Consider the following 22,697-nt stretch of genomic DNA (forward strand, 5'->3'; position numbering starts at 1 on the left):
AGATGGTATGACCGTGAATCAGAAACCGATGTCCGGGATCAGTGCACCGACGATCCCGGGACCCCACCCGGCGCCAAGCAAGCCGGCAAGCGCCTTGCCCCGGGGGGCGTGTGATACCCATGCCCATCTGTTCGGGCCGCAAAGTCGCTACCCGTATCAGCCCAATCGCAGCTACACGCCGCCGGACGCTTCCGAGGAAACCTATCGGGAGCTGTTGCACACCCTGGGGTTTCAGCGTGCCGTGCTGGTGCAGCCCAGCGTTTACGGCACCGATAACCGGCGCATGCTGGATACACTGGCTCGCCGGCGCGCTGACGACGATATCCAGTGGCGTGGCATCGCCGTGGTGGATAACAGCATCACCGATGCCGAACTGGAACGTATGCATGAGGCCGGGGTGCGGGGCGTGCGTGTCAATCTGGTGTTTCCCGGTGGCCTGACTTTCGCGGATATCGAACTGCTGTCCCGTCGCATCGCCGGCCTGGGATGGCACGTTCAATTCCTGGTGGACGTATCGCGGTTCGAACGGCTGGTTGAGCGTCTGGAGCGGTTACCCACCGACAGTGTGGTCGATCATATGGGGCATATTCCCACCCATCGCGGGATCGAACATCCTGGATTCCGGGCGCTCCAGGAACTTATGGAAGGCGGGCGCACCTGGGTCAAACTGACCGGACCGAATCGCATTACCGCTCTGGATCGGGCGCCTTATCACGATGTGGATCCGTTCTTCACCACACTGCTGGAGACACGGGCGGATCGTTGCCTGTTCGGCACGGATTGGCCCCATGTGCAACTGCCCGGGCCGATCCCGGATGATGGGGAACTGGTCGATGAGTTTCTGCGTCTGGTTCCGGATCCGGCGACAAGGAAGCAGGTGCTGACTGACAACCCCGCCGCTCTTTACCGTTTTGATGACTAAGGGAAGCCGGGGCTCCCGTGCTTCCCGGTCGTGATCGTGGCGATCAGTGTTCCAGCGCGAATCGCAGCCCGGCGTTTTGTTCCAGGCGTTGGATCAGCTTGTCGCCCATGGCCGGCGCCGTGGTCCAGATGCCGCCGGGGGTGTCAGTGGCGTCCCGCAGCAGGCACAAGGCGCTTTCGGTGATCATGCGTGAAGTGGAACCGTAGCCGGGGTCCTTGTCGCCGGAGACGCTGGCGGACAGGGTCCGGCCGTCGGCGGTTTCGCCCAGGAACAGCACGTCGTAGAAGCCGTTTTCCCGTTCCTCCTTGCCTGGTCCCTCACCGGGTTTGGGCGCTTTGTCACCGGTCAGCGAGCGGTCGTTGGCCACCGCCTGGGCGGTGGCTTCGCCCTTGTCGCCGGGGCCGGTGAGGATCATTTCATCGTAGACGAAGTCCTCGCCATAGGGGTGGCCGAGCAGGAAGTTGGAGCGGTGCACATTACGGGTATTGATGGCGGCCATGATGAACGGTGCCGCCCAGCTTCCCAGAGCCTGGTCGTACTCAATCTCGGCGGCGGGTGGTTGCATCGGACCCTCGAAGCCCGGGGTCAGCGCGAATGGATTGACCAGCAGTTTGCGGACTTCCGCGTCCCGCGCGGCGGCCAGAGTGGCTTGCAGGCTGGCGGCGGTGCCGCCGGAGAAGGTGCCCTTCATCCGCCGTACCCGTCCCTTGATGCGCGACAGCGGCGCGCCCAGCCTGGCCCGGGCCTGTTCTTGCAGGAACCACACGCCGAGGTCGAAGGGGATGGAGTCGAAGCCGCAGGAAAAAACGATGCGCGCGCCGCTGTCTTGCGCCTGTTCCTGGTATTTGTCCACCATGCGGCGCATCCACGCCACTTCGCCGCACAGATCCACATAGTCGGTGCCGGCGCCGACGCAGGCCGCCACCAGCGGCTCGCCGTAGAGCTGATAAGGACCGACCGTGGTCAGCACGACCCGGGCCCGACGCGCCAGAGCGCGCAGGCTGTCCGCATCGGTGACATCGGCTTTGAGGATCGCCACGCCGGGGTCGATACCCAGTTCGTCGCGCACTTGCTCCAGTTTGCTTTCGTTGCGGCCGGCCAGAGCCCAGCGCAGCCCGCCATCAGTGCCATAGCGCTGCTGTAGATACTCCGCCACCAGCCGACCGGTAAAGCCGCTGGCGCCGAATACAATCAGATCAAACTCCCGTGCCTCGCTCATGATGCTTCCCATTCTGTTGTTTGCTGGCGGGCGCTCGGCCCTCGCGAGCCCCAACGGTAAGCCGTTCGCGGCACCCAGGGCAACCGATAGCGATGTCGATGGTATGATGGGCGCGATCCAGAAAGGGGGATGCCCGGTGACGGAACACATTCTGATTGTTGACGATGAGCCACGGGTGGCGGAGCCGCTGATCTTTGCTCTGCGGCGGGAGCACTTCCAGGTCACCCATGTGGAACGGGGTGAGCAGGCGCTGGCGCAACTGGCCGGCGACAACCCGGCGCTGGTGGTGTTGGACGTGGGGCTGCCGGATCTCAACGGTTTCGAGGTTCTCAAGCAGCTGCGCCGTTCCAGCGAGGTGCCGGTGTTGTTCCTCACCGCCCGCCAGGATGAGGTGGATCGCATTCTCGGCCTGGAGCTGGGCGGTGATGATTACGTCACCAAACCTTTCAGTCCGCGCGAAGTGGTGGCACGTATTCGCGCCATTCTCAAGCGTCTGGATAAAGGCACACCGGCGCCCGTGGCGGAAGGCAGGGAATGGCGGGTGGACCAGCAGGCGGCGAAAGCCTGGTTTCGGGATCAGGCGTTATCGTTGACCCGCTCCGAATTTCTTATTCTCGAAGCGCTGATAAAACATCCGGGCCAGGTATTCAGCCGGGGTCGGCTGCTGGATATTTGTGGCAGTGACGAGGACAGTTTCGAGCGTGCCGTGGATACCCATATCAAAACGCTGCGCGCCAAGCTGCGCCCGATGGGGGGGGACGCCTGGATTGTCACCCGCCGCGGCCTCGGTTACGTGCTGGAGCGGCCATGAAGCTCAGCGGCCAGTTCCTGCTGATTTTCTTCCTGATCATGGGACTGGTGAGCTGGTTCACCATGGATCTGGTGCTGGATGAGGCCCAGCCGCTGGTGCGCCAGTCGGCGGAGGAAACGCTGGTGGACGCCGCCAACCTGCTGGCGGAGGTGATCGCCGCGGACACTCACGGAGACGAGCTGGTGGTCACCCCGGCGCTGCGTTCGGCGCTGAGGCGCTATGCTCAGCGGCTTCCAGGGGCCAATATCTGGGGGTTGAGCAAGAATCGCATTGATACCCACATTTATATCACCAGTGCCGATGGCATCGTCCTGTTCGATTCCCGGGGGGAGAATGAGGGCAAGGATTTTTCCCGCTGGAACGACGTGCATCTGACCTTGCAGGGCAAATACGGCGCCCGCACCACCCGCACGGATCCCAATGATCCGGCCTCCTCGGTGTTGTACGTGGCGGCGCCGGTGCGCCACAAGGGCACTTTGATTGGCGTGGTGACACTGGGCAAGCCGGGGGCCGCCATCGAGCCATTCATCGAGCAGGCGGAACAGCGCCTGATCCGCTACGGCTGGCAGGCGCTGGTTGCCTGTCTGTTGTTGGGCATTGGTCTGGCCTGGTGGATCAGTCACCGGGTCGGACGGCTGCGTGGCTACGCTCTGGCGGTGGCCGATGGCGGCAGACCGTCGCCGCCGCGCTTTCGCGTCCATGACGAGATTCGTGAACTGGCCGATGCCGTCACCGCCATGCGTCGCCGCCTGGAAGAGCGGGCGCGGCTGGAAAACCACATCACCATGCTGACCCACGAAATGAAGAGTCCGTTGGCGGCCATTCGGGGCGCCGGGGAGATTCTGGCCGAGGAGATCAGCGAGCCTGCCTTGAGTCGGCTGACCGGTAATGTAGTACACGAGAGTCAGCGGCTCAGTGATTTGCTGGATCGGATGCTGGCTCTGGCGCGGCTGGAAAAACTGGAAAGTCTGCCACCCAGGGAACAACAGCGGTTGGCGGCCTTGCTGGAGGAATGGCAACTCAGCCGTGAAGTGCTATTGGATGAGAAACGGCTGAGCGTGAACTTGAGCGGCGAGCCGGTACTGCGGGTGGAGCCGGACACCACCCGGCTGGCCCTGTTCAATATGCTGGACAATGCGCTGCGCTTTGCCAAACCGGGCTCCACCATTGAGGTCGAAGGCTGGCGCGAGGAGGGACAGCAGGGCGTAGACGTCAGCAACCAGGGGCCGTGTATCCCGGACTACGCGCTGGCCCGGGTCACCGAGCGATTTTACTCGTTGCCGGCGCCGGGGGAGGAAAAAAGCTCAGGCCTCGGGCTCGCCATGGTGGAGGAAATCGGTCAACTGCACGGCGGCTGGTTGCGGGTGGAGAACCTGGAGCAGGGCGTGCGGGTGCGGTTATGCCTGGGATAGGCTGCTGATACGGCAAGCCATGGCTGTAGCCAGGAGATCGGGATTAGCGCGGTATTCGCTGGCAAGCCAGCTTCCCACAGCGGGGGCTACGGAGCCGCTGTGGGAAGCTGGCTTGCCAGCGAATTGGTAAGTCAGGTCCAGCGTGGAATCCTCACAAAACCCCCACACTCCTCTCAAACAGGGCCGGCAAGCTGGTCACTCCAAAGAGGGGAGTGACCCATGGCTTCTTATAGTCCACTAACGAAAATCCTGATGATCTGCGGTCTGATGCTGGTGCTGGTCGGTCCGCTGTTGATGATTCAGCTGAAGATCGATGAACGCCAGGATCGTGCGCGGCTGGTGAGCTACGAAATCAGCAACCAGTTCGCCAAGGAACAGACCTTATCCGGGCCGCTGCTGATGGTGCCGCGTGTGCGGGAATACTGGGCGACGGAGAGCACTCGCGATGCTGTCGAGGAAGAAGCCGCGAGCCCGCGCCGCAAGCTGCGCCGTGATCTGGATCGTTATCTGCCGGATACCCTGAACATCGAGGGTAATCTGCAAAGCCGCATGCTGTACCGTGGTATTTACGGTACGCCAGTGTATCGAAGCGTGCTTGAACTGGAGGCGCATTTTCCGGAGGAATGGCTGCGGGCCGCCAAGGCCGATGCTTCCATCATGTCGTCCGGCACACCACTGCTGGTGTTTCGGATTGGTGACTTGCGTGGCCTGGTGGAGCGTCCGGTATTACGTGTCGGCGGGCGGACGTTGCCGCTGGTGGAACCCGCGTCGATGCCGCCCATTCTGCAAGGCGGTGGCGTGGTGGCGGCGCCATTGCCGGAGGACCTTTCCGGCCCTTTCACGGTCCATCTGCGCTTGAATTTGAACGGTAGCACCAGCCTGGCGGCGTTGCCCATGGCCAAGGAAACGCGCATGACCCTGCGTGGCGACTGGGCGCATCCGAGCTTCTCCGGATTGATGCTGCCGGCGGAGCGGGAAGTCAGCGAGAACGGTTTCATCGGCCGCTGGCAGACCAACAGCCTGGCCGCCTCAAGCGCCATCGACTGTATTCAAGGCAACGGCCATTGCGGGGATCACAACCAGTACCTGCGTGTCGATCTGGTACAGCCGGTCACTGGTCTTCTCTCCAGCGAACGGGCTTTGAAATACAGCTTTCTGATCGTCGGACTGACCTTCGCCGCCTTCTTCCTGTTTGAAGTGATGCGCCGGGTGGCCATGCACCCGATGCAATACATGCTGGTGGGGTTGGCGCTGGCGATGTTCTACCTGCTGCTGGTGGCGCTGGGCGAGCATGTGGATTTCGTCTGGGCTTATGTGTCGGGCGCGGTGGCCTGCGTGGGGTTGATCGGGGTGTATCTGAGCGCGGTGTTGAAATCGAAAGCGGCGGGCTGGGGATTTGCCCTGGCGCAGCTGATCGTGCTGGGGTTGTTGTTCGGCATCCTGATGGCCGAGGACTACGCGCTGCTGATGGGCTCGTTGTTGCTGTTCGCGGCACTGGCGGCGGTTATGATCCTGACCCGCCGGGTCGACTGGCATGGGCTGGCTCAACGCGAAGGAGCATCATCATGAGCGTGCGCCGCGAACACGCGCTGCGCCTGCGCGGCCTGATCGACGGTGGGGTCTGGCAACAGACTGAAGACGAGTTGCAGGGGCTGCGGCGGCGCTACCCGGGAAACGCCGCCCTGTGCAGTATCGAGGGGATCTATTGGGCACGGCGCGGGGACTGGCCCCGCGCTCTGTGTCGCTTCCAACGCGCGCTGGTATGGGATCGGGATGACGCCAACACGGTGTTCAACCTGGGCGTGACCTGGTGCCAACTGGGCGCGCCGTTACGGGGGCGGCTGTTGATGGATTACGCGGAACAGTTGGCGCATGAGCAGCCTCGTTCGGTGCCGATCACATGGCGTCTGCCCGACCCGGCGCCGGAATCGTTTCCGTCCGTTGTGGAAAGGGCGGCCACCAGGCGAGTACCCGGCCTTGTTCGATAATCGCCAGGTCACCGAATTGCAGCAACACGAACTCGCTCTGGGTGGGACGGAAGAAGATCTGGTCGTCCTCGCGCAGGGCGGTGGTGGGAGGGCCGTTGAACATCATCTGATTGGTGCTGATACCGTACACCGGATTGGCACTGATGCCTTCCGGTGAGGCCGGCAAGGCCTTCCAGGCGCCGCCGTAGATGAAATAGGTTTCCCGCCGGTTCGGGTTCCACCAGGACCAGGCCTCTCCGAGCGGCAGTGGTCCCGGCAAATTCAGCCCCGGTAGCCGTTTCAAAACCGGGGCGGCGATAAAGGCGGCGGGCTGGAAATCCGTCAGAGTATCCAGGTCGAAGTCGGTGGGCTTGAGCAGACAAGAGCCGGCGGCCAGTTCATTGAGCGGCGAGTCCTCACCGTGCAGGCGCAGTGTGGGGCTGCCGGCGCCGTTGAAGGTCAGCGATTGTGCCCGGTAGGCCGGTTCCAATTGGTACAGGCGGTCGATAAAGGCGCGATAGCGGTCCTGGGACTCGCGCAGGCTGGTATCGCGCCCCTCGATCCAGCCCGGCAGCTTGCCCACCTGGGCGTCGTAACCCATGAAGCCGCTGAAGGCCAGATGTTCGGGATGGGCGTGGATCAACGTCAGCAGCTCGTCCAGTTGTTCGGCTTCGGTGAGGCCGCCACGATGCAGCCCCACGTCGATTTCCACATTGATAAGCAGTCGCCGGTCCAGACGTTGGGCCAGGGCCAAATACTGCCGCAGACGGCCCATGTCATCAATCAGCCACTGTAATTGCCGATCCGGATCAAAACCGTTCTCGGGGAGCGTCTGATAAAACAACGCCGCGGCACTTACGGGCATCGGTTTGCCCAGCAGCAGATCGCAGTCCGGCTCCGCCGCCGCCATGGCGGTGATGAAAGGTTGGTGAAACACCATCACCCGGCGTGTTCCGGTCAGCGCCATGACTTCGCGTACCAGCGGGATACTGGGCAGGGACTTGGCGACGATACGATAGTGCCGGCCTGCTGGCAGCCCGGCCACCAGTTGCGCGCAGTTGGCGGCCAGCCGTTCCCGGTCAATCAGCAGCAAAGGCCGCCCCGGTCCGTCGCGCAAGGTGTCGTTGAGCTTCTGAAAGTAGGGCGCATGGGGGTGGCCCTGCTCTCCGGGTTTCAGCCACCTGGCGAGGATAGCGGTGCCGGCGAGGCCGATGAGGAAATGGCGCCGTTTCATACAGGCTTCTCCGTGCCGCCGAAGATTCGGTGCAGATAGGGGTTAAGCATCCTGCCCTTGGGGTCGAAGTGACGACGCAATGCCAGGAAATCGTCGAAGCGCGGGTAAAGCCTGCGTAGTTGATCGGCGCCCAGACTGTGCAATTTGCCCCAGTGTGGCCGTCCGGCGTAACGATGGAAAACCGGTTCCACGGCATCGAACAGTGGGCGGTGATCCTGCTTGTAATACTGGTGCACGGAAATACTGGCGCCGGCCCGTTCGCTGAACATGGACAACAGGGTGTCATCGGCGGCGGTATAGCGGTACTCGATCGGAAAGAACACGTTGATGTCCTGATCTCGGATTCGCTCACATACCTCGCGCAGGCAGTCCAGGCCATCGTCGGCGGGCACCGTGTACTCCATCTCATTGAACCGCACTGTGCGGCGATTGGCGTAGATCTGATGGGCCGGCCCCTGGCGTTCCTCATCGCTGACGAACAGCGTCACCAGTTTCTGCAGAGTGGCGGTGAGCCAGGGAGCCCGCAGGCTCAGCTCACAGACCATTTCCAGCAGATCATTGCTGTCATCCTGAAGCAGCGGCTGATCTTCCTGATCGGTGAGCTCCATGGTCTTGACGATGGCGGTGCGGCCAAGGGGGAAGGCGAAAAACTCGATATTGCGATAGCGGTCCCGATTGGCACCGACGAAGTCGATGGCGTTGTCCAGTGGCAGGGTCCAGGTATGTTCCCGCAAACGGTAGGCCGGCTCGCTATGCAGGGTGACCCGGGTCACCACCCCAAGGGCGCCGAGGCCACAACAGGCGGCCTGGAAAACGTCACCGTCCCGCGCGCTCAGGGACACCGTTTCACCATCCGGACGCACCACCCGCAATGCGCTTACCTGGGCGCTGAGGCAAGGCAGGGTGATGCCGGTGCCATGGGTGCCGGTGGCGATGGCACCGGCCAGGGACTGCAGGTTGATATCCGGTTCATTGCGGAAGCTGCGACCAGCCTGCCAGGCCTGGGCCGCCGCCGCGCCCAGCCGGGTGCCGGCACCGAAGGACAAGTGGCCGTTGTCGTCCTGGTCACTCAGGCCGTTGATGGCTTCCAGGGATATCAGGGTGTCATCGGTGGGCACAATGGGGCTGAAGGAGTGGCTACCGCCGAAGGCACGCACGGTGCCGCTGCTTTGGCGCAGCAAATCGATCAACTGGTCTTCGGCGGTCGGAAAGAGCAGTTGTTCCGGTGTCACGCTCTGGTTGCCGGACCAATTACTCCAGGACGGGGGTTGTCCGGCCCGGCCGCGGGCGGGAAGCGGCAGAACGGCGGCGCCGGTGGTGGTGAGCAGGGCCTTCAGCAGGGCGCGACGCGATAAGGGTGGCAACATGAATGATCCTTACTGTTCTTTTTATGGTACCAACGTACCACAAAAGAGGCTCTGCATGTCAACGTAAGGCTTTCACGGCATTGGCGGCCTCGGCCGCGGGTAATGGTATCTCAGGGATAGCGGACGCCGGTGAGTGCTTCGGATTGCTCCCACAAGCGTGCCGCATCGGCGGCGTCACGGGCCCGCTGGCTGGGGTGGACCAGTGTGGGCGGGCCCACGGCTTCCCTGAGGTAAGCGGGGCCGTAGTAGCCGCCGCCCTGAACCTGTGGGCTGGTGGCGGCATAGAGGGTGGGGGCGGCGCCGCGGGCGGCGCTCTGGGTGAACAGGGGCCACAGCCAGCGGGCAACATAGCCGACCCCGAACGGACTCTCCCGGGCAACCCCGGACTCCGCCAGATTGGTGCTGGCGAGCCCCGGGTGACAGGCTACGGAGAGCGTTTCCGCTTCCGTCGCGCGCAAGCGCCGCTCCAGTTCCAGAGCGAACACCAGATTCGCCAGCTTGGCCTGGGCATAGGCCCGTTGCCGGCCATAGCGGCCGTCCAGTTGCAGGTTATCCAGGTGCAGACGTCCGGCTTTGTGAGCCAGGCTGCTGACGGTGACGATGCGGGAATCCGGTACTTCGCGCAGGGCCGGTAACAACAGACCGGTCAAGGCGAAGTGGCCCAGGTGATTGACGCCGAGCTGGCGCTCAAAACCATCCTCGGTGTGGCCCTGGCGCAGCCACATGACGCCGGCGTTGTTGATCAGCAGATCCAGGCGTGAGTAACGCTCGCGCAGCGTATCGGCGGCGCGACGCACGCTGTCGAGGCTGGCCAGATCCAGTGCCACGATCTGTACTTCGCCGCGCCCGCCGGTCTGTTCCCGGATTCGTTCCCGGGCGGCTTCCGCCTTGGTCGGATTACGACAGGCCATCACCACCCGCGCCCCCTTGTCGGCCAGCGCCAGGGCGGTTTCGAAGCCGATGCCGCTGTTGGCGCCGGTAATCACCACGGTGCGGGCCTGTTGGTCCGGAATGTCTTGCGGGCTCCAGCTCATCATCGCATCCTCCGGGGACAGATCGCTAATTGATGCCGAGGCTGTCCCAGATTTCGTCCACCCGTGCTTTCACGGTTTCGCTCATGGTAATGGCGCGGCCCCATTCCCTGTCGGTCTCGCCGGGCCATTTGCTGGTGGCGTCCAGTCCCATCTTCGAGCCCAGTCCCGCCACCGGGGAGGCGAAATCCAGATAGTCGATGGGCGTATTGTCCACCAATACGGTATCGCGCCGGGGGTCCATGCGGGTGGTGATCGCCCAGATCACATCCTTCCAATCGCGGGCATTGACGTCATCGTCGCAGACAATGACGAATTTGGTGTACATGAACTGCCGCAGGAACGACCACACCCCCATCATTACCCGCTTGGCATGGCCGGGGTACTGCTTCTTCATGGTCACCACCGCCATGCGGTAGGAGCAGCCTTCCGGCGGCAAGTAGAAGTCCTCGATCTCCGGGAATTGCTTCTTCAGGATCGGTACGAAAATCTCGTTCATCGCCAAGCCCAGCACCGCCGGCTCATCCGGGGGGCGGCCGGTGTAGGTGCTGTGATAGATCGGGTCGCGGCGGTGGGTGATGCGTTCCACCGTGAACACCGGGAAACGCTCCACCTCATTGTAATAGCCGGTGTGATCGCCGAAGGGGCCCTCGTCGGCGTATTCGTTGGGATGGATGTGGCCTTCCAGCACGAACTCGGCGCTGGCGGGAACCTGCAGGTCCGAACCGATGGCTTTGATCAGCTCGGTCTTACCGCCGCGCAATAGTCCGGCGAAAGCGTACTCACTGAGAGTATCCGGTACCGGTGTCACCGCGCCGAGGATGGTGGCCGGATCGGCGCCCAGCGCCACCGCCACCGGGAACGGTTTCCCCGGGTGGGCCTGGCGCCATTCCTGGAAGTCCAGGGCGCCGCCACGATGGCTCAGCCAGCGCATGATCAGCTTGTTGCGGCCGATCAGTTGCTGGCGGTAGATGCCCAGATTCTGGCGTTCCTTGTTGGGCCCCCGGGTGATCACCAGCGGCCAGGTCACCAACGGGCCGGCGTCCTCCGGCCAGCAGGTCTGGATCGGCAGTTGGAACAGGTCCACGTCGCCGCCTTCAAGGACCTGTTCCTGGCAGGGCGCGCTGCTCAGCAGCTTCGGCCCCATGCTCAGGACCTTGCGGAAGATCGGCAGTTTGCTCCAGGCGTCACGGAATCCCTTGGGTGGCTCCGGTTCCTTGAGAAAAGCCAGCAATTCACCCAGTTCACGCAACTCCGCGACGGAATCCCGGCCCATGCCCAGGGCCACGCGCCGTTCAGTGCCGAACAGGTTGCCCAAAACCGGAATCGAGAACCCCTTGGGGTTTTCGAACAGCAAAGCCGGGCCGCCGGCTTTGAGAGTGCGGTCGCAGATTTCGGTCATCTCCAGGCGTGGATCCACGGCGGCCTTGATCCGCTTCAGTTCGCCATGTTGTTCCAGTTGCTGAATGAAGTCGCGCAGATCGCGGTATTTCATGGGTGATTTACTTTTCCGGTCAAAGTGATAGAAAAATGTGAACACTATGTTGCCACAGTCCGGGTGTACAATAACGCTTCATACGCCCTCACCCACAACGGGAGGATGAATCGTGGCATGGTTATGGTCAGGGAAGATGCTGGTGCTGTACACCTTCATCGTGTGCGGGACCTATGTGCACTTCCGCGGTCGGATCCGGCATTCATTCAGCCGCCAGTTGTTGGATCATTCCACCATCATGGGGCCCTATAACTGCTTCGTTTACGCCACCAGTGATGTGGACAATACCCCGTTGCTGGATCGTTCCGCCTTCCCCGATCTGGATCTGCTGCGCGACAACTGGGAAGTATTCCGCGACGAGGCCATGAGGCTGTTCGACGAGGGTTATATTCGCCAGGCCGCCAGCGATAATGATCTGGCGTTTCATTCGTTTTTCCGTACCGGCTGGAAACGCTTCTATCTCAAATGGTACGACGATTCCCAGCCTTCCGCCGAGGCGCTCTGCCCCCGTTCGGTGGCGCTGGTCAACCAGGTGCCCAGCGTCAACGCCGCCATGTTCGCGATGCTGCCCGCCGGCGCCAAGCTGGGAAAACACCGTGACCCGTTCGCGGGCTCCCTGCGTTACCACCTGGGCCTGGTGACCCCCAACGACGATCGTTGCGCGATTTACGTCGACGGCGAGCGGCACGTCTGGCACGACGGCGAGGACGTGGTGTTCGATGAGACCTTCATCCATTGGGCGGAAAACAACACCGATCAGGATCGGCTGATTCTGTTTTGCGATGTGGAGCGTCCGCTACGCTACCGGTTCGCCACGGCGATTAACCGGATATTCAAGAACGTGGTAGTGCGCGCCACCAGCACGGAAAATGTGGAAGGCGACCGCGTTGGTGTCTTGAACAAGGTCTTTGACGTGGTTTACAAGGCCCGGGCCAAAGCCAAGGATCTGAAAAAGCGCAACCGCGGTCTCTACTATATTCTCAAGTGGCTGATGATCGGAGCCTTGTTCTACTGGCTGTTCGTCCGCTGAATCCGGCTGCAACGTCTCTGTCATGAAACTGGCACGATTCCGACATCGTGCCTTCACCTCTCCTGCCTAGCCTCCTAGCGAACCCAGGCTCGCCCCGCGCGTCGGCATGCCGGTCGCGCGGGTCCCAGGAACTCCAGAGAGGCGACGATCATGTCTGACAAAGTCGTGGATAGAACGATCGAGAACAACCCCGAAGAACCGGTATCCAACTTCACTTCCAATCGCTATTTCGCCGATATCATCCAGGCCCGTTACTCCCGGCGCACCATGCTCAAGGGCTCTCTGGGCGCCGCCGCCGTGACGTTCCTGGGGGCGGGCCTGGTCGGCTGCGGGGGTGACAGTGACAACGACGATGATAATGGTGGCGATGGTGGTGACGGCACCCCGCCGCGCCTGTCCTTCGACGCCATCGCCACCAGCCGCCAGGATGCGGTGGTGGTGCCCGAGGGGTATACCGCCAAGGCGTTCGTGCCCTGGGGAACACCGATTCTCGGTAGCTATCCGGCTTATATGGATGACGGCGGCAACACCGGTGCCGATCAGTCCATGCAGGTGGGTATGCACCATGACGGCATGCATTTCTTCCCCTTGGAAGGCAGCTCCGAGCATGGCTTGCTGGTGATGAATCACGAGTATGTTGATCAAATCACCCTGCACCCCAATGGCCCGTCGGAGAGGCCTCGTCCGCTTGATGAAGTGCGCAAGGAAATGGCCGCCCATGGGGTGTCGGTCATTGAAGTACAGAAAAGCAGCAACGGTGATTGGGAAGTGGTGCCTTCCGCTTTGAACCGCCGTATCAACGCGTTTACCGTGATGGCGCTGCGTGGCCCCGCACGCGGTCATGACCTGGTGAAGACCGCCTTCTCTCCGGAAGGAACCCGTACCCGGGGCACCATCAATAACTGCGCCAATGGCTTCACGCCCTGGGGCACCTACCTGACCTGTGAGGAGAACTGGCCGGGTTATTTCCATGTGCGGATGGATCCGCAGCCCCGTCATTTGGCCCGTTACGGTGTCACTGGCTGGCAGGGATACCATTGGTACGACGTTCTGGACGAGGACAGTGATCTGTACACCCGGTTCCAGCCCAGCGAATCCGGTGACGATGCTACCCAGGATTTTCGCAACGAGCCCAACGGCTTTGGCTGGATCGTTGAGATCGACCCTCACGATCCGGACGCCATGCCGATCAAACGGACCGCATTGGGGCGTTTCTCCCACGAAGGGGTGGTGTTCGCCGAGCCCAAGGTGGGCGAGCCGATGGTGTTCTACTCCGGTGACGATGCCCGTTTTGAATACATCTACAAGTTCGTTTCCAAGAATCTGTATCAGGAAGGGATGACCGGCAACGATCTGATGGACGAAGGCACCCTGTACGTGGCCCGTTTCAATGACGACGGCAGCGGTGAATGGCTGCCTCTGTCCATGGGGGATGACGGCTTCGTCGCCAAAATGAACGCCGCGGTGGGCACCACCGTGGGCAGCATCGAATTCGATGAGCCGTTCGCGGATCAGGGCGAGCTTCTGATCAATACCCGTCTGGCGGCGGACATTGCCGGTGCCACCCGCATGGATCGCCCGGAGTGGGGCGCGGTGTGTCCGCGTACCGGCATGGTGTACTTCACGCTGACCAACAATTCCAATCGCACGGAAGACGATACCGACGCGGCCAACCCGAGAGCGGCCAACCAGGTGGGCCAGATCATTCGCTGGCAGGAAGATGGCGCGGCCTCGGCCTCCACCTTCCAATGGGATCTGTTCGCGCTGGGTGGCCACCTCGAGGGCTCCGAGCAGGAGGGGCGCAGTCTGGTGGCCGATGCCGCGCTGACCGCGGAGAACATCTTCTCCTGCCCGGATGGGTTGTGGTTCGACGGCCGTGGTCTGCTGTGGATTCAGACCGATATGTCCGGTTCCATGCAGGACGGTTCCAGCGACCATGGGGATTTCGGCAATAACCAGATGCTGGTGGCGGAACCGGATACCGGCCTGATCAAGCGCTTCCTGGTCGGGCCGACGGAGTGCGAGGTCACCGGCATTACCATGACGCCGGACCATAAGACGCTGTTCGTCAACATCCAGCATCCCGGTGATCGCTCCGAGCCGGGTGACTTCACCAGCCACTGGCCGGATGGGGGCAGCAGCCGGCCGCGCTCCTCCACGGTGGTGGTCACCCGCGATGATGGCGGGGAGATCGGCATCGCCTGATCGGAAGAGGTCTCTTGCCAGCCGCGACGCCCCGCTTGCCGGGGCGTTGCTGCTTCTGGGTCAGCGTTCCTCGAAGGACTGGTAGAACAAAGCCAGTTCGTCGATCAGGGTCCGCACCGCCGGCAGCAGCCCCCGCCGTGATGGAAACACCGCGTGGATGATATCCCGGCGCGGTGCCCAGTCCGGCAGCAGATGAATCAGACTGCCTTCTTCCAACTGCTGGCGCACGGCCAGCAGCGGTAACTGCACCACGCCCACTCCCGCCACCGCGGCCCAGCGCAAGGCGATCATGTCGGTGGTGACGAAGCGGGGATGGTGAGGCACGGTGGCTTTGTGTTCACCGGGGCCGTACAGCACCCAGACATAGCTGGGTCGCGGACTACTCAGTGCCAGACTCGGCCATTCGCCCAGGGCCTCTGGCGCTGCCGGCAGCCCGTGGCGTGCCACCAGTGCCGGCCCGGCCACCATTGCCGGGTGGCGGTCCGACAGCACCTTCAGCACCAGATCGCTGTCTTCCAATGGCGGTGGCCGTACCCGGATCGCCACATCGATGCCCTCGTTGATCACATCCACGCGCCGGTTGGTGGCTTCCAGATGTACGGTGATCTCCGGATAACGGGTCATGAAATCGGCCAGGAAGGTGCCGATGTGCACGTGCAGAAGGGTGACCGGACAGGTCAGCCGGATCACGCCTCTGGGGCTGGCCCGAACACTATCAATGGCGTCCTGGGCCGCCTCCGCTTCCACCAGCATGGCCTTGCAGTGGTCGTAGTAGGTGCGCCCGATTTCCGTGACGGAGAAGTGCCGGGTGGAGCGGTGTAGCAGGCGCACGCCCAGGCGTTCCTCCAGCGCCGCCACGCGTCGGCTGAGTTTTGATTTGGGCTGTCCGATGGCGCGGCCGGCGGGGGCGAAACCGCCGTGCTCCACGGTCTTCACGTAGTAATAGAGGTCGTTGAGGTTTTCCAAAATCAGGCTCGCTACTGTTCCAATAATGGAACACTGAGTGGCAAATTTGCTATCTACACGGCTTGGAGTCCTATTAATAGCATGATCGTCAAGATGTTCGCACTCGCGACATCTTGATCCTTCGACGAGGTTGTCGACAGCGATAACCCAACGGGCAAGACAAACCAATTGAGGAGATTGATCATGGGTAAGCAATACAACCGTTTGAATAAAGACGATGCCGCCGTGTTATTGGTTGATCATCAGGCGGGCTTGTTGTCGCTGGTTCGGGACATCGAGCCGGACAAGTTCAATAACAACGTGCTGGCACTGGCGGATCTGGCCAAGTACTTCAATCTGCCCACCATCCTGACCACCAGCTTCGAGGACGGTCCCAATGGCCCGCTGATCCCGGAGTTGAAAGCACTGTTTCCGGAAGCGCCGTACATCGCCCGGCCGGGTCAGATCAATGCCTGGGATAACGAGGATTTCGTCAAGGCGGTGAAAGCCACCGGCAAGAAGCAGCTGATCATCGCGGGCGTGGTGACGGAGGTCTGTGTGGCCTTTCCCGCGCTGTCGGCGCTGGAGGAGGACTTCGAGGTGTTCGTGGTCACCGACGCTTCCGGCACCTTTGATCCGCTTACCCGGGACGCGGCCTGGGATCGGATGTCCGCCGCCGGTGCTCAGCTGATGACCTGGTTCGGTACCGCCTGCGAATTGCACCGGGACTGGCGTAATGATGTTGAAGGTCTGGGGACGTTGTTCTCGAAACATATTCCGGATTACCGGAACCTGATGACCAGCTACAACACGCTCACCGCCGGCAAATAACCCGGTATGAAAACACGAAAGGCCCGCTTCCGCTGTTTGGAACGGGCCTTTCGTCGTTTTTTCTCGAGGTGTGCGCGGGTTATTTGCGCTTCATGGACTCGAAGAATTCCAGATTGGTTTTGGTCTGTTTCATGCGATCCAGAAGGAACTCCATGGCGCCGATCTCATCCATCGGATGCAGCACTTTGCGCAGGATCCACATTTTCTGCAGCTCGTCTTCACTGACCAGACGTTCTTCACGGCGGGTGCCGGACTTCTTGATGTTGATGGCCGGGAACACGCGTTTCTCGGAGACCTTGCGGTCCAGGTGCAGTTCCATGTTGCCGGTGCCCTTGAACTCCTCGTAGATCACTTCATCCATCTTGGAGCCGGTTTCCACCAGTGCCGTGGCGAGGATGGTCAGGCTGCCGCCTTCCTCGATGTTCCGGGCGGCGCCGAAGAAGCGTTTCGGTTTTTCCAGGGCGTGGGCATCCACACCGCCGGTCAGGACCTTGCCGGAGCTGGGCTGCACGGTGTTGTAGGCGCGTGCCAGACGGGTGATGGAATCCAGCAGGATGATCACGTCCTGCTTGTGCTCGACCAGACGCTTGGCTTTCTCGATCACCATTTCCGCTACCTGAACGTGGCGGGCCGGCGGCTCGTCGAAGGTGGAGGCGACAACTTCACCACGGACCGTGCGCGACATCTCCGTCACCTCTTCGGGACGCTCGTCGATCAGCAGCACGATCATGTGGGATTCGGGGTTGTTGCGGGCGATGGAGTGGGCGATGTTCTGCAGGAGCATGGTTTTACCGGCTTTCGGCGGGGCCACGATCAGGCCGCGTTGCCCTTTGCCGATCGGGGCCACCAGATCGATCACCCGGGCGGTGATGTCCTCGGTGGAGCCGTTGCCCACTTCCATGACCAGACGCTCGGTGGGGAACAGAGGCGTCAGGTTTTCAAACAGAATCTTGTTCTTGGCGTTTTCCGGTTTATCGAAGTTGATCTCGTTGACCTTGAGCATGGCGAAATAGCGTTCGCCATCCTTGGGAGGTCGGATCTTGCCGGAAATGGTATCGCCGGTGCGCAGATTGAAGCGGCGAATCTGGCTCGGTGACACATAGATGTCATCCGGTCCCGCCAGATAGGAGCCTTCGGCGGAACGTAAAAAGCCGAAGCCATCCTGAAGAATCTCCAAGACGCCGTCGCCGTAAATGTCCGAGCCGTTTTTGGCGGCTCTCTTCAGAATCGAGAAGATGACGTCTTGTTTGCGGGTACGGGCCAGGTTTTCCAGGCCCAGTTCCTTGGCGATGTCCAGGAGTTCGCCAATAGGCTTCTGCTTCAGTTCGGTCAGATTCATTGGTGTGTTGGGTGTCTAGAGAATGAATGATTGGAAAACACCTGGGGGCGGTGTTGTTTTATGAAAGTCCGATTATCGGATTCGTTGTCCCTACGATAAGGGACGTCGTTCTGGAGCGCTTAGCCGGCAAAGCCGTGGAAATCTCTAATTGATTGGTTCGTGAGGTTTCGGTGGGAAATATCGGGACATCCGGCCGGTGTACTCAGGCCCGTCGTCGAATCATGGGTAATGAAGGGATGCCCCTCCCGAAAATCACCCACCGATACCGCCCCTGACGCGAGGCCATGGGTGAATCTTAACTCAAGAACAAATGAATTAGAGATCCCCTGCTTGAGGGTGCGAAAACGCTGGTTTCGGAATGTACCACCGTGAGTCGGCGCCTGTCCAGCCCATAATCAAACGGATAGGAGATGAATTGATCATGGGCTGGCCGGGATTGACAGCGTACTACAGGGTGCTGTCCAGGAAAGCGGAGAGCTGGGATTTGGACAGCGCGCCCACCTTGGTGGCTTCGACGTCGCCGTTCTTGAACACGGTGAGTGTCGGAATGCCACGTACGCCGTATTTGCGCGGGGTATCCGGGTTCTCATCAATGTTCAGCTTGGCGATGGTCAGCTTGTCGGCGTATTCCTTGGACAGGTCCTCCAGGATCGGCGCCACCATCTTGCACGGGCCGCACCACGGTGCCCAGTAGTCCACCAGAACCGGACCGTCGGCCTTGAGGACCTTGTCCTCGAAGTCGGCGTCGGTCACGTTGATAATCTCGCCGCTCATGAATATCTCCTGCTTAAGGGTTTCGCGAGATTGATACTATCGGGCCGGCAACGCGGGATTTCAAGCGTGAGGGGCGATTACGCCGACAGCCGGACCCTATGGCGGGATCGATTGCCGGTTGCGGCGTGCCCTCGCGGCGCGGAAAATCAATCCATGGGCGCGTCGGGGACGGCCGCCGTTTCCGCAGCTTGGCAGAGAGGGAACAATTTGCGACAAGGCGAGCAACTGGCGGCCATTGATCTGGGCTCCAATAGTTTTCATATGGTGGTGGCGCGTCAGGATCAGGGAGAAGTACGCCTGCTGGAAGGTCTCTCGGAAAAAGTGCAGTTGGGCAGCGGTCTGGACAAGGAGAATCGGCTGGATGAGGAAACCCAGCAGCGGGCGCTGGAATGCCTGGCCCGGTTTGCCCAGCGGATCACCGGCGTGCGCAGGGGCAACGTCCGGGTAGTGGGGACCAATACCCTGCGCATGGCGCGTAACGCCAAGGCGTTTATCGCCCGCGCCGAGCAGGTTCTTGGCCATGACATCGAGGTGGTGGCCGGCCGTGAAGAAGCCCGGCTGATTTACCTTGGCGTGGCTCACAGTCTGGCCGCCAATGGCGGCAGCCGGCTGGTGGTGGATATTGGCGGCGGTTCCAGTGAGTTGATCATCGGTGAAGGGTTTGAGGCGGTGGAAACCGAGTCCCTGCATATGGGCTGTGTCAGTTTCCGCCAGCGCTTCTTCGCCGATGGCCGTATCACCGAGGCGGGCATGGCCCGGGCAGTCACCGCCGCCCGCCAGGAAGTACTGTCGATCGAGGCCAACTACCGGCGGATGGGCTGGACCCAGGCGGTGGGTGCCTCCGGCACCATCAAGGCCATCGCTCAGGTGTGTGAGGAAAGCGGCCTGACCGATCAGGGCATTACTCTGGAGGCGCTGGAGAAAATCGCCCGCAAGGTGGTGAAAGCCGGTTCCGCGGACGCCTTGTCCCTGAAAGGTCTTCGTGAGGATCGCAAGCCGATTTTCGCCTCCGGGCTGGCCATCCTGCTGGGGATCTTCCGGCAACTGGGCATTACCCATATGACGGTATCCGGCGGCGCCCTGCGTGAAGGGTTGCTCTACGACTTGCTGGGACGTTTTACCCATGAGGATGTCCGGGAGCGCAGCGTACAGGCGGTAATGGATCGTTACCGGGTGGAGCCGGCCCAGGCGCGTCGGGTGCACGACACCGTGCTGGCGTTGCACCAGTCGGTGGCGGAGGCGTGGTCACTGAATGATGAGGCGCTGCTGGATACCCTGCGTTGGGCGGCGTTACTGCATGAAGTGGGTCTGACCGTCTCCCACAGCCAATTCCACAAGCATGGCGCCTATATGCTTTCCAACGCCGATCTGCCCGGCTTTTCGCGCCAGGAACAGGCGGCGGTGGCGCTGCTGGTGCGCGGCCATCGCCGCAAACTGCCGCTGTCGGCCCTATCGGAATGGGACGAGGAAGAGCGGGAGCCGCTGTTGCGACTGTGCCTGCTGCTGCGTCTGGCCTGTCGTCTGCATCATGCGCGTAGTGACGAGCCGTTGCCGTCGCTAAGCCTGGTCGCCGACGGCAAGGTATTGACGCTGAGCTTCCCGCCAGGCTGGCTGGCGGAACACCCGCTGACCCAGGCGGATCTGGAGCAGGAGCAGGAGTTCTTCCAGAGCAGCGATTATCAGCTGGCAGTGACCTGAAGCGCGATCCGTGCCTCCCCGCTATCCCAAATTCTGGCGGGTCTCGGGAACATGGATTCAGCGATTGCTACAAGGCCACCGTGGAGCTTGCCCCGCAAGCGAATTACGGCGGGGCATCGCAAGAGGTACGCCAGCGGGGCTGGCTCCCACACCGGGGGCGTAGCCCTATCCGCGGGAAGCTGCCGGCACACGTTCAACCGTTGCTCAGTGCTTCCAGCAAGGCCTGCTGGGCCAGGAACGGCTCCTCGTCGGCGGCCGGCGCGGCGCGTTGATAGCTGCCGTCCGCGTTCAACAGCCAGGCCTGGGTGTTGTCGCGCAGATAGAAGTACAATCCCTCTTCCAGTATCTGTTTCTTGAGCTTGGGATCATTGACCGGGAAGCAGGTCTCCACCCGATTGAACAGATTGCGATCCATCCAGTCGGCGCTGGCGCAGTACACCAGGTCCTCGCCCGCGTGGTGGAAATGGTAAATGCGGGTGTGTTCCAGGAAGCGGCCGATGATGGAGCGCACCCGAATGTTTTCCGACAGACCGGGGATGCCCGGCCGCAGACAACAAATCCCGCGCACGATCAGATCAATCTCCACCCCCGCCTGACTGGCCCGGTACAGCGCCTGCATGATGCGTTCCTCGGTGAGGGAGTTGAACTTGGCGATGATCCGCGCCGGTTTGCCGGCACGGGCCTGCTCGGTCTCGAACTCGATCCACTCCATCAGACTGGGGTGCAGGGTGAACGGCGCATGCTTGAGCTGCTTGAGCCGCGCCGCCTTACCCATGCCGGTGAGTTCCTGAAAGATCTTGTGCACGTCCTGGCAGATACCCGGTTCGGCGGTGAGCATCCCGTAGTCGGTGTAGAACTTGGTGGTTTTAGTATGGTAATTGCCGGTACCCAGATGAGCGTAACGCTTCATGCCGTCGCCGTCCCGGCGCAGCACCAACAGCATTTTTGAGTGGGTTTTATAGCCCACCACGCCATACACCACGATGGCGCCGGCTTCCTGCAAGCGACGGGCCCCCTCGATGTTGGACTCCTCGTCGAAGCGGGCGCGCAGCTCGACCACCGCGATCACTTCCTTGCCGTTGCGGGCGGCGGTTTCCAGATGATCCAGGATTTCCGAGTTGGTGCCGGTACGGTACAGCGTTTGTTTGATCGCCAGAACCTTGGGGTCCCGCGCCGCTTCCGCCAACAGATTGACCACCGGACTGAAACTCTCGAACGGATGGTGCAGCAGGATGTCACCCTGGTCGATGGCGTCGAAAATGCTCTCGTATTTCCTCACCGGCGCCGGTACCCGGGGAGTGAAAGGCGGATAGTGCAGACGCGGCCGGTTGACGCTGGTGAACATGCGCGCCAGGTTCACCGGGCCGTTGGCTTTGTAAGCGTCTTCCGGGCCCAGTTCGAACTGTTCCAGCAGATACTCGATCAGGTGCTGGGGGCAGTTGTCGGCCACTTCCAATCGCACTTCGTCACCGTAGCGCCGGGACAGCAGCTCCCCTTTGAGCGCGCTGGCCAGATCCTCCACGTCCTCGTCCACTTCCAGATCCGCGTTCCGGGTGACGCGGAACTGATAGCAACCGGTGGCTTTCATGCCCGGAAACAGATCGCTGACATGGGCATGGATCATGGACGAAAGAAAGATGAAGTTATCGTCGCCGTTTTCGCACACTTCGTCGGGCAGCCGGATCAGACGAGGCAGTGATCGCGGCGCCGGCACGATGGCAAGCCCGGTGGAACGGCCGAAAGCGTCCTTGCCATCCAGAGGCACGATGAAATTGAGGCTCTTGTTGACCAGGCGCGGGAAAGGGTGGGCCGGATCCAGGGCAATGGGCGTGAGCACAGGATAGACCTGGTCCCGGAAATACTTCTTCACCCACTCGGCCTGGACTTCGGTCAAATGCTCGCGGCGCAGGAAATGGACGCCTTCCGCGGCCAGTGCTGGCAGCAGGATGTCCTGCAGGATGTGATACTGGCGCTGCACCGCTTCATGGGTAATGCGCGAAATTTCCGGCAATACCTCCTGGGGAAGCATGCCATCCGGTCCCGGCGTGCCGGTGCCGGTTTCCATCTGATTACGCAATCCCGCCACCCGGATCTCGAAGAACTCGTCCATATTGGAGGAGAAAATCAACAGGAAGTTGAGGCGTTCCATCAGGGGATGGCGCTCATCCATGGCCTGTTCCAGCACCCGCAGATTGAACTGCAGCAGGCTCAGTTCACGGTTGATGTAATTGTCGGGACTGCTCAAGTCCATGGACGGCGGATTGGCGTTGGCGTTCATGATGACATCCTGGGCCTGGGAGAGGCACTTATTGGATGACATTAACGTGACAAGCGAATGACAGGAAGAGGGGGAGGCAGTTAACCGTGGATAGTGGACAGTTGACAGCGAAAAGCAAAAGACATGGAGATTGCGATGA

General features: G+C 61.7%; 18 protein-coding genes. 9 read left to right on the forward strand and 9 right to left on the reverse strand.

Features of this window, described 5'->3' with window-relative positions; translation table 11 throughout:
* The first annotated feature begins 7 nt into the window (after positions 1 to 7).
* On the forward strand, positions 8 to 922 hold the full coding sequence (locus E0L37_RS01530) for an amidohydrolase (RefSeq protein WP_240687407.1): 915 nt from the start codon (positions 8 to 10) through the stop codon (positions 920 to 922).
* Positions 923 to 965: 43 nt separating this feature from the next.
* Here the strand turns inward: E0L37_RS01530 and E0L37_RS01535 are convergent, their stop codons facing one another.
* Complete coding sequence (locus E0L37_RS01535) at positions 966 to 2,141, reverse strand: trans-acting enoyl reductase family protein (protein WP_133490050.1); 1,176 nt, start codon at positions 2,139 to 2,141, stop codon at positions 966 to 968.
* A gap of 136 nt (positions 2,142 to 2,277) precedes the next feature.
* On the opposite strand from E0L37_RS01535, the gene creB reads away from it, so the two are divergent.
* The 4 genes from creB to E0L37_RS01555 all read left to right on the forward strand — a co-directional run bounded on the left by creB (position 2,278) and on the right by E0L37_RS01555 (position 6,352).
* Positions 2,278 to 2,952 (forward strand): two-component system response regulator CreB, encoded by a 675-nt coding sequence (creB, locus tag E0L37_RS01540; protein ID WP_236564081.1) that lies wholly within the window; start codon positions 2,278 to 2,280, stop codon positions 2,950 to 2,952.
* Positions 2,949 to 4,364 carry a two-component system sensor histidine kinase CreC gene (gene creC / locus E0L37_RS01545; RefSeq protein ID WP_133490051.1) on the forward strand — a complete coding sequence of 472 codons (1,416 nt, stop codon included), beginning with the start codon at positions 2,949 to 2,951 and terminating at the stop codon, positions 4,362 to 4,364. Before creB ends, creC begins: the two co-directional genes overlap by 4 nt.
* Before the next feature lie 219 nt (positions 4,365 to 4,583).
* Positions 4,584 to 5,933, forward strand: coding sequence for a cell envelope integrity protein CreD (creD, locus tag E0L37_RS01550; RefSeq protein WP_133490052.1), 1,350 nt, complete (start codon positions 4,584 to 4,586; stop codon positions 5,931 to 5,933).
* The gene (locus E0L37_RS01555) at positions 5,930 to 6,352 is read left to right on the forward strand and encodes a hypothetical protein (protein ID WP_133490053.1); all 423 of its coding nucleotides are present in this window, start codon (positions 5,930 to 5,932) and stop codon (positions 6,350 to 6,352) included. The genes creD and E0L37_RS01555 overlap by 4 nt, the downstream gene beginning before the upstream one ends.
* Here the strand turns inward: E0L37_RS01555 and E0L37_RS01560 are convergent.
* From E0L37_RS01560 to ubiD, 4 genes are all read right to left on the reverse strand, one after another.
* Positions 6,261 to 7,565, reverse strand: coding sequence for a DSD1 family PLP-dependent enzyme (locus E0L37_RS01560; RefSeq protein WP_133490054.1), 1,305 nt, complete (start codon positions 7,563 to 7,565; stop codon positions 6,261 to 6,263). The genes E0L37_RS01555 and E0L37_RS01560 overlap by 92 nt on opposite strands.
* Entirely contained in the window at positions 7,562 to 8,932 is a 1,371-nt protein-coding gene (locus E0L37_RS01565) for a D-arabinono-1,4-lactone oxidase (protein ID WP_133490055.1), read from the reverse strand. Before E0L37_RS01565 ends, E0L37_RS01560 begins: the two co-directional genes overlap by 4 nt.
* Positions 8,933 to 9,042: 110 nt before the next feature.
* Positions 9,043 to 9,969: an oxidoreductase gene (locus E0L37_RS01570; RefSeq protein ID WP_133490056.1), complete on the reverse strand. Its 927-nt coding sequence runs from the start codon at positions 9,967 to 9,969 to the stop codon at positions 9,043 to 9,045.
* A gap of 22 nt (positions 9,970 to 9,991) precedes the next feature.
* Positions 9,992 to 11,458, reverse strand: coding sequence for a 4-hydroxy-3-polyprenylbenzoate decarboxylase (ubiD, locus tag E0L37_RS01575; protein ID WP_133490057.1), 1,467 nt, complete (start codon positions 11,456 to 11,458; stop codon positions 9,992 to 9,994).
* 112 nt (positions 11,459 to 11,570) lie between these two features.
* Here ubiD and E0L37_RS01580 point away from each other — a divergent pair, with 112 nt between their 5' ends.
* Together E0L37_RS01580 and E0L37_RS01585 are read left to right on the forward strand one after the other, a co-directional pair.
* Positions 11,571 to 12,488 (forward strand): aspartyl/asparaginyl beta-hydroxylase domain-containing protein, encoded by a 918-nt coding sequence (locus tag E0L37_RS01580; RefSeq protein WP_236564082.1) that lies wholly within the window; start codon positions 11,571 to 11,573, stop codon positions 12,486 to 12,488.
* Between the two features lie 150 nt (positions 12,489 to 12,638).
* The gene (locus tag E0L37_RS01585) at positions 12,639 to 14,693 is read left to right on the forward strand and encodes a PhoX family phosphatase (RefSeq protein WP_133490058.1); all 2,055 of its coding nucleotides are present in this window, start codon (positions 12,639 to 12,641) and stop codon (positions 14,691 to 14,693) included.
* A 60-nt stretch (positions 14,694 to 14,753) separates the two neighbouring features.
* Here the strand turns inward: E0L37_RS01585 and E0L37_RS01590 are convergent, their stop codons facing one another.
* Positions 14,754 to 15,659: a LysR family transcriptional regulator gene (locus E0L37_RS01590; protein WP_133490059.1), complete on the reverse strand. Its 906-nt coding sequence runs from the start codon at positions 15,657 to 15,659 to the stop codon at positions 14,754 to 14,756.
* Between the two features lie 183 nt (positions 15,660 to 15,842).
* Between E0L37_RS01590 and ycaC the strand changes: the two genes are divergently transcribed.
* Complete coding sequence (ycaC, locus tag E0L37_RS01595; RefSeq protein ID WP_133490060.1) at positions 15,843 to 16,469, forward strand: isochorismate family cysteine hydrolase YcaC; 627 nt, start codon at positions 15,843 to 15,845, stop codon at positions 16,467 to 16,469.
* A 79-nt stretch (positions 16,470 to 16,548) separates the two neighbouring features.
* Here ycaC and rho read toward each other — a convergent pair whose 3' ends face one another.
* Both rho and trxA read right to left on the reverse strand, forming a co-directional pair.
* Complete coding sequence (rho, locus tag E0L37_RS01600) at positions 16,549 to 17,808, reverse strand: transcription termination factor Rho (RefSeq protein WP_133490061.1); 1,260 nt, start codon at positions 17,806 to 17,808, stop codon at positions 16,549 to 16,551.
* 447 nt (positions 17,809 to 18,255) lie between these two features.
* Complete coding sequence (gene trxA / locus E0L37_RS01605; RefSeq protein WP_014996354.1) at positions 18,256 to 18,582, reverse strand: thioredoxin TrxA; 327 nt, start codon at positions 18,580 to 18,582, stop codon at positions 18,256 to 18,258.
* Between the two features lie 207 nt (positions 18,583 to 18,789).
* Between trxA and ppx the strand changes: the two genes are divergently transcribed.
* Positions 18,790 to 20,280, forward strand: a complete 1,491-nt coding sequence (ppx, locus tag E0L37_RS01610) for an exopolyphosphatase (RefSeq protein ID WP_133490062.1) — start codon at positions 18,790 to 18,792, stop codon at positions 20,278 to 20,280.
* A 193-nt stretch (positions 20,281 to 20,473) separates the two neighbouring features.
* Here ppx and ppk1 read toward each other — a convergent pair whose 3' ends face one another.
* Positions 20,474 to 22,558, reverse strand: a complete 2,085-nt coding sequence (gene ppk1, locus E0L37_RS01615; protein ID WP_133490063.1) for a polyphosphate kinase 1 — start codon at positions 22,556 to 22,558, stop codon at positions 20,474 to 20,476.
* Positions 22,559 to 22,697: the final 139 nt, after the last annotated feature.

The organism is Alcanivorax sp. 24, from assembly GCF_004360225.1.
Lineage (GTDB): Bacteria > Pseudomonadota > Gammaproteobacteria > Pseudomonadales > Alcanivoracaceae > Alloalcanivorax > Alloalcanivorax xiamenensis.

Bases quoted from the DNA above. Each gene is read 5' to 3' on its own strand.
- trxA (WP_014996354.1), bottom strand. From the start codon at position 18,582: ATGAGCGGCGAGATTATCAACGTGACCGACGCCGACTTCGAGGACAAG.
- ubiD (WP_133490057.1), bottom strand. From the start codon at position 11,458: ATGAAATACCGCGATCTGCGCGACTTCATTCAGCAACTGGAACAACAT.
- E0L37_RS01555 (WP_133490053.1), top strand. From the start codon at position 5,930: ATGAGCGTGCGCCGCGAACACGCGCTGCGCCTGCGCGGCCTGATCGAC.
- ppk1 (WP_133490063.1), bottom strand. From the start codon at position 22,558: ATGAACGCCAACGCCAATCCGCCGTCCATGGACTTGAGCAGTCCCGAC.
- ycaC (WP_133490060.1), top strand. From the start codon at position 15,843: ATGGGTAAGCAATACAACCGTTTGAATAAAGACGATGCCGCCGTGTTA.
- E0L37_RS01530 (WP_240687407.1), top strand. From the start codon at position 8: ATGACCGTGAATCAGAAACCGATGTCCGGGATCAGTGCACCGACGATC.
- E0L37_RS01560 (WP_133490054.1), bottom strand. From the start codon at position 7,565: ATGAAACGGCGCCATTTCCTCATCGGCCTCGCCGGCACCGCTATCCTC.
- E0L37_RS01535 (WP_133490050.1), bottom strand. From the start codon at position 2,141: ATGAGCGAGGCACGGGAGTTTGATCTGATTGTATTCGGCGCCAGCGGC.
- creC (WP_133490051.1), top strand. From the start codon at position 2,949: ATGAAGCTCAGCGGCCAGTTCCTGCTGATTTTCTTCCTGATCATGGGA.
- E0L37_RS01565 (WP_133490055.1), bottom strand. From the start codon at position 8,932: ATGTTGCCACCCTTATCGCGTCGCGCCCTGCTGAAGGCCCTGCTCACC.
- rho (WP_133490061.1), bottom strand. From the start codon at position 17,808: ATGAATCTGACCGAACTGAAGCAGAAGCCTATTGGCGAACTCCTGGAC.
- E0L37_RS01570 (WP_133490056.1), bottom strand. From the start codon at position 9,969: ATGATGAGCTGGAGCCCGCAAGACATTCCGGACCAACAGGCCCGCACC.
- creD (WP_133490052.1), top strand. From the start codon at position 4,584: ATGGCTTCTTATAGTCCACTAACGAAAATCCTGATGATCTGCGGTCTG.
- E0L37_RS01585 (WP_133490058.1), top strand. From the start codon at position 12,639: ATGTCTGACAAAGTCGTGGATAGAACGATCGAGAACAACCCCGAAGAA.